At 56.0% G+C, this 14,208-nt stretch carries 10 protein-coding genes and 2 pseudogenes; 8 read left to right on the forward strand and 4 right to left on the reverse strand.

The genetic code is table 11. From position 1 onward, the window contains the following. Positions 1-24: 24 nt before the first annotated feature. Positions 25-1,335 carry an HlyD family efflux transporter periplasmic adaptor subunit gene (locus tag QK300_RS11655; protein ID WP_281301886.1) on the reverse strand — a complete coding sequence of 437 codons (1,311 nt, stop codon included), beginning with the start codon at positions 1,333-1,335 and terminating at the stop codon, positions 25-27. A gap of 217 nt (positions 1,336-1,552) precedes the next feature. Between QK300_RS11655 and QK300_RS11660 the strand changes: the two genes are divergently transcribed. The 3 genes and pseudogenes from QK300_RS11660 (at position 1,553) to QK300_RS11670 (ending at position 4,865) form a co-directional block, all read left to right on the forward strand. Further along, positions 1,553-2,926, forward strand: a complete 1,374-nt coding sequence (locus tag QK300_RS11660; protein WP_281301885.1) for a sigma-54 dependent transcriptional regulator — start codon at positions 1,553-1,555, stop codon at positions 2,924-2,926. Then, positions 2,841-4,247, forward strand: coding sequence for an ATP-binding protein (locus tag QK300_RS11665; protein ID WP_281302312.1), 1,407 nt, complete (start codon positions 2,841-2,843; stop codon positions 4,245-4,247). The genes QK300_RS11660 and QK300_RS11665 overlap by 86 nt, the downstream gene beginning before the upstream one ends. 158 nt (positions 4,248-4,405) lie before the next feature. After that, a pseudogene (locus QK300_RS11670) lies at positions 4,406-4,865 on the forward strand (transposase). 51 nt (positions 4,866-4,916) lie between these two features. On the opposite strand, the gene QK300_RS11675 reads toward QK300_RS11670, so the two are convergent. From QK300_RS11675 to QK300_RS11685, 3 genes are all read right to left on the reverse strand, one after another. Beyond that, the gene (locus tag QK300_RS11675) at positions 4,917-6,626 is read right to left on the reverse strand and encodes a methyl-accepting chemotaxis protein (RefSeq protein WP_281301883.1); all 1,710 of its coding nucleotides are present in this window, start codon (positions 6,624-6,626) and stop codon (positions 4,917-4,919) included. A 69-nt stretch (positions 6,627-6,695) separates the two neighbouring features. After that, the gene (locus QK300_RS11680; RefSeq protein ID WP_281301882.1) at positions 6,696-7,160 is read right to left on the reverse strand and encodes a hypothetical protein; all 465 of its coding nucleotides are present in this window, start codon (positions 7,158-7,160) and stop codon (positions 6,696-6,698) included. Between the two features lie 14 nt (positions 7,161-7,174). After that, positions 7,175-8,518 carry a hypothetical protein gene (locus QK300_RS11685; RefSeq protein WP_281301881.1) on the reverse strand — a complete coding sequence of 448 codons (1,344 nt, stop codon included), beginning with the start codon at positions 8,516-8,518 and terminating at the stop codon, positions 7,175-7,177. 567 nt (positions 8,519-9,085) lie between these two features. On the opposite strand from QK300_RS11685, the gene QK300_RS11690 reads away from it, so the two are divergent. The 5 genes and pseudogenes from QK300_RS11690 to QK300_RS11710 form a co-directional block, all read left to right on the forward strand. Then, positions 9,086-10,099, forward strand: a complete 1,014-nt coding sequence (locus QK300_RS11690) for a lipid A deacylase LpxR family protein (protein ID WP_281301880.1) — start codon at positions 9,086-9,088, stop codon at positions 10,097-10,099. Between the two features lie 51 nt (positions 10,100-10,150). Beyond that, positions 10,151-12,967 (forward strand): YdbH domain-containing protein, encoded by a 2,817-nt coding sequence (locus QK300_RS11695; protein ID WP_281301879.1) that lies wholly within the window; start codon positions 10,151-10,153, stop codon positions 12,965-12,967. A gap of 33 nt (positions 12,968-13,000) precedes the next feature. After that, positions 13,001-13,291, forward strand: coding sequence for a hypothetical protein (locus QK300_RS11700; RefSeq protein WP_281301878.1), 291 nt, complete (start codon positions 13,001-13,003; stop codon positions 13,289-13,291). 5 nt (positions 13,292-13,296) lie between these two features. Beyond that, positions 13,297-13,638 (forward strand): YdbL family protein, encoded by a 342-nt coding sequence (locus QK300_RS11705; RefSeq protein WP_281301877.1) that lies wholly within the window; start codon positions 13,297-13,299, stop codon positions 13,636-13,638. Between the two features lie 282 nt (positions 13,639-13,920). After that, positions 13,921-14,208 (forward strand): annotated as a pseudogene (locus QK300_RS11710) (hypothetical protein); the annotation flags it as partial.

Below are 14,208 nucleotides of genomic sequence, written 5' to 3' on the forward strand. Positions count from 1 at the left end.
TAAAAAGGCGAGGGCCATGCCCCCTTATTGGTCGAATTCCAGCCGGTCCATGTCGGTGAAGCCGGTATAGGGGCTGGTCACCACACGCTCGCCCGGCTCAAGCCCCTCAAGCACTTCGATGAAGCGGGCATTGCGACGGCCAAGCCGGACGCTGCGCTTTATCGCCTGCGTGGTGTCAGGCGTCATCACAAACAGCCAATTGCCCCCCGTATCCTGATAAAAGGCACCATTCGGGATCAGCACCGCTTCTGTTGGATCGCCAAGCGAAAGGCGCGTTTGCAGCGTTTGTCCGCGCCTGATATCAGATGGCATCGTGCCGCTGAAAACGAGATCGATCTCGAACTGGCCATCACGCACCTGCGGGTAAATTTTGGCGATCGAGAGCAGATAGGTCCTCCCATCGATCTCAACACTGGCGCTTTGGCCGATATCGACACGCGGCAGATAAAATTCATCGATCAAGGCTGAAAGCTTGAAATCTTCGGGGCTATCAATCTGGCCAAGCCGTTCACCACGCGCCAGCGACTGGCCGATTTCCGCCGTGAAGGCCGTCAGCTTTCCGGCAATCGGTGCCCTCACATCAAGACTATCAAGATTGCGGCGGGCGAAGGCAAGATTGGTTTTGAGCTGCGCCACCGAATTTTCGAGTTGAACCATCTGCGCTTTCTGCAGCCGCTCATCGGTCGTCTGAGCCTCGATAGTCACATCATGGCGGCGTTTCCAATAGCTAAGCTCATCTTCGGTTGTTTCCAGATCCTGCAGGCTCACATGGCCATTGGCCGACAGGTCTTGCCGACGGTTGGCCAAACGGGTCAAGCGGATGATCTGATAATCGATCTCCACAAGGCTGCGCTTGTGATCAAGGCGGTTCTGTTCAAGCTGTAAAGCCAACGTATTGAGATTATTGAGCTGTTCGGTCACCTCGGCCTCGCGCGAGATGACATCGAGCTGCAATGACGTATTCGAAAGCCGCACCAGCAGATCGCCAGCCTTCACAGGTGCGCCGTCTTCGACGAAAATTTCCTCTACACGGCCGCCTTCTATTGAATCGAGAAACAGGGTGCGCAGGGGCGTTACCCGGCCGCGCACGGGGATAAAATCTTCAAATACCCCGCGGCTGACTGTGGCAATGCTGACGCGCCCCGCATCAAGACGCAAAGCCCGCCCCGCCTCGGGCTTCAGCATCATGGTGGCAAGGATGATCAAAAGCAGGCCGAAAAGCCCGGCAGCCGCCGGTTTCAACCCTTTCGGAAAACGGCGCTCGATCTTGCGGTCCATGCGCACGCCGCTCTTGTCGCCATGTATCATTTCGATTTTTTCTGTTTTTATTGTCATCGCTGTCGGTCCCCGGGCCGTGTGGTCTATGTCGTGTGGTCTATTCCGTCCGGCTTGGTCGCTAACCGGATCACAGCAATTCGCGTGCCAATTAGGGTCCTGACCCTAAAACCCGCCGGAATTGCAATAAAGCGGCCCCTATCAACAAAGGGTATTGTCCGATAGCGGACATAAGCTGTACGAATACGAACAGATTCCCCCACAGATAAGGTGCAGGATGGACGACGCCCGGATCCTGATCATCGATGACGACCCGGATATTGTGACGGCGGCCCGGCTGCTGTTAAAACGCGATTATCGCCATATCGAATCCCTTGATCAGCCAGAGGGCCTGCCCGAACGCCTCGAAGCCGGGCCGCTCGATGTCATCCTGCTCGATATGAATTTTGGCCCCGGTGCCAGTTCGGGGGCGGAGGGGCTGGAGTGGATCGAGCGGATCAGGGCCATCGACACAGACGTGATCATCATCATGATTACCGCCCATGGCGGGCTGGCAATAGCGGTGGAAGCGATGAAGCGCGGCGCCAATGATTTCATCAGCAAGCCCTGGGCCAATGAACGGCTATTGGCGACCATTGCAAACGCCCTTGCCCTTGCCCGCAGCCGCCGGGAAAGCCTGGCCTTGCGCGGCCGCACGGCGGCCCTGATGGAAGATGCCGCCCGCCCTGATCATCAGATCATCGGCGATGGTCCTGAAATGGCGCAGGTTCTAAAGCGCATCAAACAGGCCGGACCGACCGACGCCAATGTGCTGCTGCTGGGGGAAAATGGGGTTGGCAAGGAATTGGTTGCCCGCGCTTTGCACCGCGCCTCAAGGCGGGCGGGCGAGGTTTTTCTCTCGGTCGATTGCGGCGCCATCCCCGAAAGCTTGTTTGAAAGCGAGATGTTTGGCCACAAAAAGGGAGCCTTCACCGGCGCCAATGCCGACCGGATCGGCCGATTTGAAGCGGCATCGGGCGGCACCTTGTTTCTCGATGAAATCGGCAATCTGCCCCTTGGCCAGCAGGCGAAATTGCTGCGGGCACTGGAAAGCCGCACCATCATGCCGCTGGGCGCACGCCGCAGCGTCTCTATCGATGTCCGCCTGATCAGCGCCACCAATATCCCCCTTGAGGCGCTCGGCGATCCGGCGCGGTTCCGGTCTGATCTTTATTTCCGGCTCAATACCATCGAAATTCATCTGCCGCCGCTGCGGGATCGTCGTCAGGATATTGCCCCGCTCGTCCGCCATTATCTCGAAAAAGCTGAGCGCCATTATGGCAAGGCGCCAAAGCCGCTTTCCGAGGCAGCGCGCGCGCATCTGATGGCCCATGATTGGCCGGGCAATGTCCGGGCCCTGCGGCATGCGGCGGAACGCGCCGTTATCTTCAGCCAAACGGATCATTATCAACCGCAGGATTTTGCTCTGCCCGACCATTCCCCATCGATGGCGGAGCCCCCCACGCCCGATGATCTCAATCTCGACCGGCTGGAGCGTCAGACGATCAAGCAGGCGCTTTTGCAGCATGGCTATAATATCTCGCGCGCAGCGAAGGCGCTGGGCCTTACCCGGGCGGCCCTTTACCGGCGGATGGAAAAGCATGGGCTTTAGCCATTTCACCATCGGCATGATCTTGCGCCTCGCTTTTTTATTGATGGGGCTGCTGGTAATCAGCTTTTCGATTGCCGGGCTTTTGCCCTTGCTTTTTGCCATTCCCGGCTCTGGGCTCGCTCTTTTCATGCTGTGGAGCCTGATCAGGCAGATCCGTCAGACGAACGAAGCCCTGGCCCGCTTTCTGGAGTCGGTTCGCCATGCCGATTTCACCCAAGGCTTCATGATGCCCCAAAAGGATGCGGGTTTTGCGGAACTGGGCGCGGCGATGACGGCGCTGATCCGGCATTTTAAAAGCAGCAGGGCAGTGCAGGAGCAGGATATCCGCACGCTTCGGGCGATCATCGATCATGTTCCGGCACCGCTTTTAAAGCTCCGGCCCGATGGATCACTGATCCTTCTCAATCATGCCGCCCGTCGGCTTTTCGCACCGCAAAGCCCCGTGAAACTAAGCGATCTCGCCCATTTTGGCCCCGATCTTCCGGGGATTTTTACCGATATTGCGCCGGGCGAAAACCGGCTTTTAAGCGTCCGCCTCTCTGATGGCACGGTCAGGCTTGGGCTGAGCGCCGCCGAGATTATCAGCGGCCAGGCGCGGCAGCGCATCTATGCCCTGCAAAACCTTTCCGGCGCGCTTGAAGCAACCGAGATCGAGGCATGGCAGCAATTGGTGCAGGTGCTGACCCATGAAATCATGAATTCCCTGACGCCGGTGGCCTCGCTCTCGAAAACCGCTTCGGACCTGCTCGCCCGCGCCGAAACGGATCCGGAAGCCGTTCTGGACGCCCGCGAAGCCGTTGAGACGGTGGCCCGCCGGGCCGGAACACTGATGCAATTTGTTGGCAGCTATCGAAGCCTGACGCGCCTGGCAAAGCCAAAATTGGAAAGCATCGCGCTCCTCGACTTTCTGGATCATCTCGAACGATTGGTCGCCGCCGAATTGGAGCAGCAGCAGATCCACCTTCACTGCAGCGTCTCGCCCCCCACGCTCAGCCTGCTTGCCTATCGGGCGCAGCTTGAACAGATGCTGATCAATCTGCTGCGAAATGCGATGGAGGCCCTATCCGAAACCAAAGCGCCCACCATCCATATCACGGCACGGATCGGTGTACGGGGCCGGGTGTTGATCACGGTGCGCGACAATGGCCCCGGCATTGGGGACGAGATCAGTGACCGCATCTTCGTCCCTTTTTTCACCACAAAGCGCGGCGGCTCTGGTATCGGCCTCGCCCTCGCCCGCCAGATCATGGCTGGCCATAAAGGCTCGATCGCACTCGAACAGGGAACCAACGGCGGCGCGGCCTTCACCTTGCGATTTTGAGCCGAAATCTCATAAACGGGATTCCCAAAATGTTGCGCTTATGAGGTTACGGATTAGATAAGGATGATCCATCTGCGCTAAGAGACTGATTTAAAAGGAGTGGAGTGATATCAGCGGCTTATGATTCAACCGTCTTTGTCGAGAAGATGGAGGATCGAATGACCTGGACTGATATCGCTCGCCAGCAGCATAGCCGGGATGATCTGCGTTATCCAACCGATTTAACGGACCGGGAGTGGGTCTTGGTGGCTGGGATGATCCCGCCGGCAAGACCATGAACCATATCTTTGTCGCCGCCACTCGCGATCCGGAGGGGGGCGAGGCTTCCCCCAGCGCCATGTCTTCGCCGATGGCGGCTATGCGGGCGAAAAACTGCGGGCCGCATTGGCCGGTAACGGTGCCCGGACCATCGAGATCATCAAGCGATCCGATGCCGCCAGGGGCTTCGAAATGCTGCCGCGCCGATGGATCGTCGAGCGGACATTCGCCTGGCTCGGCCGGTGCCGACGACTGGCCAAGGATTGGGAAAAATCAATCGAAAGCGCAACCGCATGGATCAATATTGCCAGCATAAGGCTCATGACACGCAGGCTCGCAACATACTGCTACCAAACATGAACTTTTGAATCAGACTCTAAGGGTCGGCAGTTCTCAGGGTCAGCATTTTTTTTAGGCGACTTTTTTCCGTTCATCCAGCGTTTGCAGATAACCATCCACTTCGGTGCGGAGATTTGATGCAATCGACAACAGCACTTCAGAGAGTTCCGAGACATTGGTGGCGCTTTTGCCGGTCAACTCGATATCGCGGACCACAGAGGCGATCATTTCCGATATGCCGGCCGTGCTGTCGGCAGCTTCGGCGATGGAGCGGCTGATTTCATCGGTGGAGGCCTGCTGCTCCTCGATGGCGGCGGCCACGGCGGTCGAGACTTCATCGATTTTCTGGATCGACAGGCCAATGGCATCCACCGCCGAAGCCGTTTCGCGGCTGGCAGTATGGATTTCTGTGATCTGTTTTGAAATGCTTTCCGTGGCTTTTTGGGTTTCACCAGCCAGGGTGCGCACTTCGGCGGCCACAACGGAGAAACCCCGGCCCGCTTCCCCGGCCCGGGCAGCCTCGATGGTGGCGTTCAAGGCGAGCAGATTGGTCATATCGGCGATCTCATCGATCAGGCCCACCACGCGGGTCACCTCGCCCACCAGATCCACCATTCTCTGGGCGGTCCCCTTCACCCGGCTTTGCTGGCTCACCGCTTCGCTGGTCACCCGGGTGGATGCGGCGATCTGGCTGGCGATTTCCTGCACGGAAGCGGCCATTTGGGCTGCTGCCGATGCCACGCTTTGGGCATGGGATGTGGCGGTTTCCGAAGCCGACGACACATCGCTGGCCGTGGTTTGCGATTTTGTGACCGCCGATCCCATGGTGCTTGATGCGTCTTCAAGCTCATGGGCGGACGACACCACCTGATCAAGAGTTGAGAAAACCCGGCCCTGCAACAAGTCTATCACCGATTGAGCCATGGCTTTTTGCTGTTCAGCCTGGCATGTCAGTTCTTTTTGCTGCTGGGCATCGCGGGCCTGCTTTTCCGCTTCCAGCCTTTGGCGTTCCTGCTCCTGGGCTTCGCGCTGGGCTTCGCGTTCGGCATTCATCTGGTCGATTTTCTTGCCATTTTCGCTGAAAATTCCTACGGCCCGGGCCATATCGCCCAGTTCGCCGGGATTATCGCGATAGGGGATATCGGACTCCTGCTCGCCCCGGGAAACGGCTTTCATCGCATTGGTAATCTGGCGGATCGGCGTGACCACGGATTTTTGCACGGTCACAACGATCGACAGGCCGCAAATAACGAGAACAACAATCACCGCAAAGCCCAAAAGCGAGGCGAGCTTGCTATCCCTATCCACCAATTGCGCAGCCATACCCGCATCGTCTCGGGTTTTGACCAGCAGAGCTCCGATGATCCGGTCATTTTCCGTGATCAGGCTGCGCGCCTGGGCCATCAGGGCATCGCCTTTGCTGCGCTCTTCCACCATATATTCGACGAGCGCATCCAAAGAGAGCTTTTCGATCCGTTCGGCATTGCGGATGAGGGTGTCGCGGTCTTGCGGGCTAAGGGCGTTCAAATCCTGAGCACTGGCCCGAAAATCTTCGAGCGCACGCGCGCCTTGCTCTTCGGCCTCGCTCGACAAGCTGTTGGCGAGATCGGAAAACCAGTATTTCATATCACCAAATGCTTTTTGCATCTCATTGGTGCGCTCAAGGGTATCGAGATAGATGGATTGATCTGAAATCGCCGTTCTGGCGCCAAAAATCTGATATTGCACAAGCATCAGGCCGCCAATCACCAGAAAGCCCAATATACCCAGAAGAAACAGCATTTTCCCTTGGATGGAAAGGACGGCAAATGCAGTGATCGCTTTTTTAAACATGGAGTTTTCCCACAGGGATCAATCGCTGAAATTATAAAGGACCATCACCGATGATGGCGCATTGGCCATTTCTTCTGCCGTGACCACAGCAAAACCACCGGGAAATTTGCTGACCAGCCGAAACAAAATGCGATCAGGCCCCACTTCCCGTGGTGGGGTTTCCCCTTTGGTTTGTTTCATGCGGGCCCAGTGATTGCTGCTTTCCGATCCTGAAAGGCCAAGCACCTGTTTTTCAAAGGCAAGCTGCACCGCTGAGCCGCTTTCGCGGCCGAAAGGCTCAGCCGCCAGACCATTGGGCCATTGGGTCAGCTCTTTCAGATAAAGCTGCTTGATGATTTCACGCGCCGCATTGCCCGCCAGATCGATTTTATTATCGCTATGAATGATCACAGCATAATCAGCAGCCTGCGCAACATTGGCCCAAAAAGCCGGAGCGATCATCATCATGAAGGCGACCAGGCTATATTTCGTCGTTTTGAACATGCTTTTGCCCCGCCTTAGAAGGAAAATGTGGCTGAAAGCTGATAATTTTCAGCATTGGCACTTGGGAAGTCATTGCCCGTGAGGCCGGTGCCGGCATCAAAGCGATTGAGCCGGGCGATGGCCCGCAGATGCACCTGCGGAATGGGCTTGAAGGTGAGGCCGATGGAATGTTCTTTGCGATCACCGCTGGTGGAGCCATCATCAAGAAAATCAAAGCGATAGAAGGCGGTCCAGTTATCGGCAAAACGCAGGGCGGGCTGGGAATAAAAGGCCAGCCGGTCGCCGCCTAAATCCTCGCTGGTGACGAACAACTCGTTTTTCCACAAGATCATGCCTTTGTCATAAAGCAGATCGGCCCCATAAAGCACATAATCGCTATCGCTGCCTTCACGCCGACCGCCGCCGACATTGGCACCGATGGTCAGGCCGGTATCGGCAAAGCTCCAAAAGGCCCGCCCCCCAAAATTCACACTGTCGCTATTTCCGGTAAAGGTCCCGGCATAGGCGGCATAGCCAAAGGTGCCATCAAGGCCGAAAGGCTTATAGAACTGGCCGCTGGCTTTCGCCCCATTGAGAAAATTGGCAAAGATCGTTTGTCCGCCAAAGGGACGCAGGAACTGCGGCTGTTCAGGATCAAGCAAAATGGCCGGGAAATGCTCGATATTGACGATACCATGAGGCGTGATGAAGCGGCCCATATCGAGAACGAATCTGTCATTGGCTTTATAGGTAGCGGTGGCGATCACCAAAGGAGAGGCGGAACCGATATTGAAATTGGGATCGCGCCGTGCTCCGGGATCAGTGAAATTGATATCGGATTCCCGAATGAACGCCTGAGCCACGAACAAGGACCATTTGTCATTCAATTCCGCCTTGGCAAACAGCTCGAAGGTCAGGCGATTGACGGCAAATTCATTATTGTCCTTGCCATCAACAAAGGTGGCGGCGGTATGAAGCATACCCCCCAGATCAAAGCTTTTGGCATCGAAAGCCCGCACCAACGACCGGCTGCCCACCCGCTCATCGATATCAAAGGTGATATCTTCCACATCATCAAGGCGGGCATTGGTTTCGGCCACGGATGCCGTCACCTCATCAAGGCGTTTGGAGAGATCGAGTGGAGACAGAGTGTCGGCGGATAGGCTTTGGGCGGGGGCAGAGCCCGGGGCTGCATCGCCCGCCTCGGTTTGGCTGGATTTCAGCGCTTTCAGTTCCTGGCTCAGGGATTGCACAACCCCCAGAACCTGCTGCAATTGCTGTTCCAAAGCCTCGATCCGGGCCTGTTCATCGGCTGTAGCCGATTGGGCCATGGCTGGGGCTGCACACAGCAGAATGGCAAGACTGGCGGCAGATTTCATGAGTCGCGTGCGTAACCGATGCGCTGCCGTATTTTCCCGATAAACCATATAATTTGATTGTGATTTTAAAAACACGCTTTCCCCCGCAAACAAACAATGTTGATCTATGATAATGACCAGACCCGGCCAGTGCGTTTTGAAATATCTCGTCATGTGACGCTAATCTGGCCGATAAATGATTAAATTTGATTAAATATCCAGCCTGAATGAGGGGATGAATAAAACAATACAGAAATGTATTATTAAGAAGTTTGCGACTTTAAGCCGAGATCACAGGGCCGTGATCACAAATATTGAACGCAATAAAAAAAGCATGGGTACAAAATATATAGGATATGCGCCAAAAAATGCCTTATTTCCCCATTAATAACAATATAGTGTGGTTAAACTTACAAGCCCTATGAAAAACCCAATATGAAATATAATGAAATAATATGGCTGTGGGTTGGATTTAAAATTTTTGTGAAGCCTGAGAAGAAACGCCTCCCGTCTATGCGATGAAGGGGTGATCCTCACCTCAGATTGTGCTTAATCCTTCTTCATCTTTTCTGATGACAGTTGAGTCTCATGACATATCCAAGCGGTTTTTTCCTGTTTCTCATAGGGCTCACTCTGCCCATCAGTGCGGCTTTGGCCCAAAGCATGCCGCCTTCTAAATCGCCCCAGCGTTCGGTTTTATCGTTCCAAAGCGAAAATGATCTTTATGGTGATGGCAAGGATCGCTGGTTTACCAATGGCTTTCGTCTGGCTTTGGCTTTGGCCCCCGATGATCGGCCCGGCGCTGTTTCTTTCATCGGGGATTGGCTGCCCTCCAAACCGGCGGCAAGCGAGACCGATCTGTTCATGGCGATTGGTCAATCGATGTTTTCCCCTGAGGATATCACGATCCGCGAACGCCAGCCCGATGATCGCCCTTATGCGGGCTGGCTTTTTGTGGAGGTGGGGGCTTCGGGCCAGGTGGGGAACATGCAGGAAACCCTGACCCTGTCGCTGGGGGTGACCGGGTCGCCTTCGCTGGCGGAACGGACCCAGAAATTCGTTCATACCCTGACCAATTCCCCCGAACCTCAGGGCTGGGATTATCAGATAAAAGCTGAACCCACCGTGCAGCTTTATTATGAGCGCGCCTGGTTTTATCAGATTTTTGAATGGGGGGATTGGCTTGCGGGGGATCTGTCGCCGCGTATAGGGGCCGATCTTGGCACGGTTTTTGTGGATGCGAATCTGGGGCTTGTGGGGCGGATCGGCAATTTCCTGCCCCATGCCTTGCCCCCGCGCATCAATCCCAGCGCCACGGGATCGGGCAAAATCCTGCGCGCCAAGCCCAATGGCATCGGCTGGAGCCTTTTTGCCGGCTATGAAACCCGGGCGGTGGCGCGCAATCTGTTTTTGGATGGCGGGATTTTTGATCAAAGCCAAAGCGTTGCCAAAAAAACCTTCGTGCGGGAATTCAGCGCCGGGCTTGTCTTGAGCTTTGATCGCTTTGCCCTCACCTATAGCTATATCGAGCGATCCCGGGAATTCGAACTGCAACGCACATCGCAGGTTTTTGGCTCGGTCAATCTCTCTATTGCCTTTTGATGGGTGCTGGGCTGTTGTGCATGAAACCCTTTGGCGGATGGATCATAAGCGGTGACAGCGTGGCGTAGAGGATGGCTAAGGCGAACGGTCTGGCTCGGGGGTGGCCTGATCGTGCTTTTGGCCCTGTTTTATGCCCTTGCCCCGTTTATTCTGACGGTGGGGCTTGAACGTCTGTTGAAAAATGCCGGTTTCGCGCAGCCACAGGTGCATGATCTTTCCTTCAAGGCAGGCTGGACAGTGGCCATCGGGCGCCTATCTTTGGGCGCTGAAAAGGATCTGGTGCTTCATCAGATCACGGCCCAAAGTTCGCCCCGGGCGCTTATCAAGGGGCGCCTTCAATATCTGGAGATCGGCAGCCTTTCCGCCCGGATCATGGTTGATCAGGCCGCCCTTCTAGAAGGCCAAACGGTCAGGATTTTATCCTGTGCCGGGGTTGTTTTCCCGCAAAACCGGGAATCGGCAGGTTTGTCCCTGCCTTTTGATCGGCTGCAACTCAACCGCGCTGATTTTGTGTTCAAAAATGCCGGGAAAGAGGCTCCGTTAAAAGGCCCCCTGATCATGGGGCTGGATCGCTTGAATATCGGTCCTGATGAAGACATGGCCATTGATCAGCGGACAAAAATCAGCAGCGCGATCAGCCTTCATCATGATCTTGGGCAGATGACGGGCACGTTTGAAGCCGCTTTTTCAACGGCTGGAGTGCCCCTTTTTGCGGACCTTCTTTTGCAAAAGGGCGTGATTTCATGGCCGCACATGATGAAAGTCAGCCTTGAGGGGACATTAGAGGCGGATTGGCAAACAGGTGCACTGATGGCCGATCTCAGGGCCCGTGCCCCTGATCACAGCCTGCATCTGAAGGCCAGCGCCGATCTGGTCAGTTTGGCCAGCACCGGGCGGATCGAAGCGGAAAGCCGCGATCCGGGCGCTTTTTATCCCGCCATTTCCAGCCGCACCGAAACCCGCCTTGGGGCCGATTATGCCTTGGAATGGGGGGCGGATGGCCCGCTTTTAACGCTTGATCCCCTTGAAATCCATATGGGCTCTTTGGACATTTCGGATCCGGCTTTGGTCCCGGCTTTGATCGAAGGCCGCTTGGCGCCCAGCCAGTTCAAGGGCACGGCCCGGATCGATGCTCGGGATCAGCCGTCCGCCAAAGATCGACCACAGCTGTTGGTCGAAGGGGCGGTTCAAAGCGGGTTTTCGGGGCGGATCGCCAACAGCCATATCATGGGCCTTGCTGTTGCTATGCCTGCCTTCAGCTTAGATGCCACGCCCCAAAAGATTTCAATCGCGCCAAATCATTGTGTGGATATAAGCCTTGATAGCCTTGAGGACGTGGACTTTATAGCCAGCGCCTTGCCCAAACTGTGCCTTCATGCAGCCGAAGCCGATGCCCCATCCGATCAGCCATCTCCGCCTTTTCTGGCCTATGATCTTGCAACACAGCGGATCGATCTGGCAATGGCGATCAAGCCAACCCCCTTTGCCATCGCCATAAAGGATGGCACCCAAAGCTGGCCACTTTCGGGGCAGAGTCCGCAAGTTTTGGTTCATGCGCACAGCCTGCCCGATGCGGGGATCACAGCGAAGATCAAGGCGGAAGGCGGGCGAATGAACTGGCCCGATCCGGCGCTGATTTTTGCGGACATCGCGAGCGGGATAGAGATGGAAAAAGGCCAAATCCAGAGTTTGAATTTTGAGATCGGCACCCTAAAAAGCGCCACTGATCCGCAAATGCTGGCTCCTTTGCGGATCGAGGGCCAATCGGTCTGGGATATGGCAGGCATCGATTTCAAGGCCTGGGCGTCTGATCCAATGGGGGTTTTTGTGCTGGAAATGGATGGGCGCGCAGAAAAACGCGGCGATGGTCAGGCAACGCTTTTGCTCTATCCCGTCACCTTCATGCCCGATATTGCCGAGCCGGGGGATTTGCTCCCCCTTTTAGGGGATAGGCTGCAAAATTTTGTGGGTACATTAGGTTTTGATGGGGCCCTTTCATGGGTAGCCCCTGTTACAGCAAAGGGGGTGGATGCCAGCGATCCTTTCTTGTCGCGCCTTCAGATGGGGGGGCTTTTAACCCTTGATGAGATTGGTTTTCAACGCGATGCGCTCAGCCTTTCGGGGCTATCGTCACAGATCGGGATCGATCAGATTTGGCCCCTTAAAACCGCAGCGGATCAATCCCTTGCGATCAAAAGCCTCAATGCCGGGCTTCTTCTTGAAGAGGGCTATGCGGTTTTTGATCTGAGCGATGGCCATGTCATTTCAGTGGATCAGGCGCGTTTCGATCTGGCGGGCGGGATCATCCGGGCCGAACCATTCATCGTGGATTTAACCGCGATTGAAGATACTCATCTGGTCTTGCTGGTAGAAGATGCGGAACTGGCCCAAATCTTTCAGGCGGGGGGCGTTGATGGGCTGACGGGGGATGGGCTTTTGACCGGTCGCCTGCCTTTGCAGTACAAGGATGGAACAGTGCAGATCACGGATGGTTTTTTAAAGGCCTCGGAAAATGGGGTGATGCATTATGCGCCCAATGATCTGCCGGATTTTTTGCGCGGCGATGATCTGCGGTCGCAAATGTTGCGTCAGGCTTTGCGGAATTTTCACTATGATCATCTCAATCTGGGGATCAATGGGGATTTGGCTGGCCAGCAAAGCCTGAATTTAGAAGCCCGGGGGGCAAATCCCGATTTTCTCGATGGCCACCCCATCGAACTGAATTTCAATCTCCAAGGGGCTTTGATGAGCGCCATCGATAGCGCTATGGGGGCAGGGCGGGCCTCCAATCTCGAAAATCTTTATCGGCAATCGCAGATGCCGCCGCCCCCCATGCCGCTTGATGATGTGCAGAAAAATCCCCAATAATCGGGGCCACAATGAAGGTGAAGGGACATAATCATGAATGAGATGCGCCATAAGGGGGGCCGGATGGGGGCAAGGCTGGGCCTCATGCTCGGTTTTGGCCTGATCGCGGCGGGCTGTTCGCCCACCGTTAAGCTGCAGGCGCCATCCGAGCCGATCCGCTTTGACGTCAATATCAATATCACCGAGCAAAAGCGGCTTGAGATCGATCAGGAACTTCTCGATCTCATTCGCCGCAATCCCGCGCTTTTTGGTCTGAGCGCCGATGATCTGGATCGCGCAGTGCCCAAGGCCCCGGACTCATTACCACAAGGGAGCAACAAATGATGCGCATGATGAAGATTGTCTTCTCGGTCCTGATCCTTCTGGTCATGGTACCGCAGTTTCACGCCGAGGCGCAGGCGCAAGCCGGATTGGCGGAAGCGAAGGCGCGTGGGGCATTGGGGGAACGGCCCGATGGCCTTGTGGGGATTGTCGAGGCATCAGGGTCAGCGGATATCACGGCTTTGGCGCAAAGGGTGAATGCCCAGCGGATGGAAGAATATCGCAAGATTGCTGAAGAAACCTCGGCGCCTTTGCAAGCGGTTCAGGCGCGGGCGGGGCGGCAGATCATTCAGGCTTTGCCTTCGGGGCAATATTTCATGGATGCCGCCGGGCGCTGGCGACAGAAATAGAGCAGCAGGGGGCTTTCTTTCGTCATCCCTCCTCCTCTTTGTTTGCTTCCGCTCCGCCCGGCGCGGCGCGTGATCGAACCGTTGGTGTTGGCGCCGGTACTCGCATGAAGCGCGCTCAGGGCTGGGGCAGCTAGTCTGTGGCCCTTGACCAGATGGACCCCGGCCCCCGAGCCGGCATGGATCCCCGCCCGCGTTCCTGAGTACCCAAACCTGAACAGTTGCCAAACCTGAACAGTTGATTGAGGCCGTCTGAGCGGACCTCGTAGCACAGGGATAGGCACCATGATCATACACCCAAGCTGTGTCGGATGCGACATTTCAAAAGACCATCTCGATATTTTTGATGAACGGATCGGCAAAGTCGAACGGATCGCCAACGAAGCCTCCGCTTTGGCACCCCTGATCGAACGCTGGAAAGGTCAGGACCTGCTGGTGCTTTTCGAGGCCACCGGTTCTTATGATAGCTGCCTGCGGCGGGCGCTGGCAGACGCTGCCGGCTCGGGGGCCGGGGTTGTCTGTTTAAAATCTGGTAATCATAGCGTGCTGGCAGTGATAATGCCGGTATCGGAT

This window comes from Iodidimonas sp. MBR-22 (assembly GCF_029946565.1).
In the GTDB taxonomy this organism is placed as follows: Bacteria; Pseudomonadota; Alphaproteobacteria; order Sphingomonadales; family Rhodothalassiaceae; genus Iodidimonas; species Iodidimonas nitroreducens.

Coding starts and splice junctions, on each gene's coding strand:
- QK300_RS11655 (WP_281301886.1), bottom strand. CDS start 1,335: ATGACAATAAAAACAGAAAAAATCGAAATGATACATGGCGACAAGAGC.
- QK300_RS11660 (WP_281301885.1), top strand. CDS start 1,553: ATGGACGACGCCCGGATCCTGATCATCGATGACGACCCGGATATTGTG.
- QK300_RS11665 (WP_281302312.1), top strand. CDS start 2,841: ATGGCTATAATATCTCGCGCGCAGCGAAGGCGCTGGGCCTTACCCGGG.
- QK300_RS11675 (WP_281301883.1), bottom strand. CDS start 6,626: ATGCTGTTTCTTCTGGGTATATTGGGCTTTCTGGTGATTGGCGGCCTG.
- QK300_RS11680 (WP_281301882.1), bottom strand. CDS start 7,160: ATGTTCAAAACGACGAAATATAGCCTGGTCGCCTTCATGATGATGATC.
- QK300_RS11685 (WP_281301881.1), bottom strand. CDS start 8,518: ATGAAATCTGCCGCCAGTCTTGCCATTCTGCTGTGTGCAGCCCCAGCC.
- QK300_RS11690 (WP_281301880.1), top strand. CDS start 9,086: ATGACATATCCAAGCGGTTTTTTCCTGTTTCTCATAGGGCTCACTCTG.
- QK300_RS11700 (WP_281301878.1), top strand. CDS start 13,001: ATGAATGAGATGCGCCATAAGGGGGGCCGGATGGGGGCAAGGCTGGGC.
- QK300_RS11705 (WP_281301877.1), top strand. CDS start 13,297: ATGATGAAGATTGTCTTCTCGGTCCTGATCCTTCTGGTCATGGTACCG.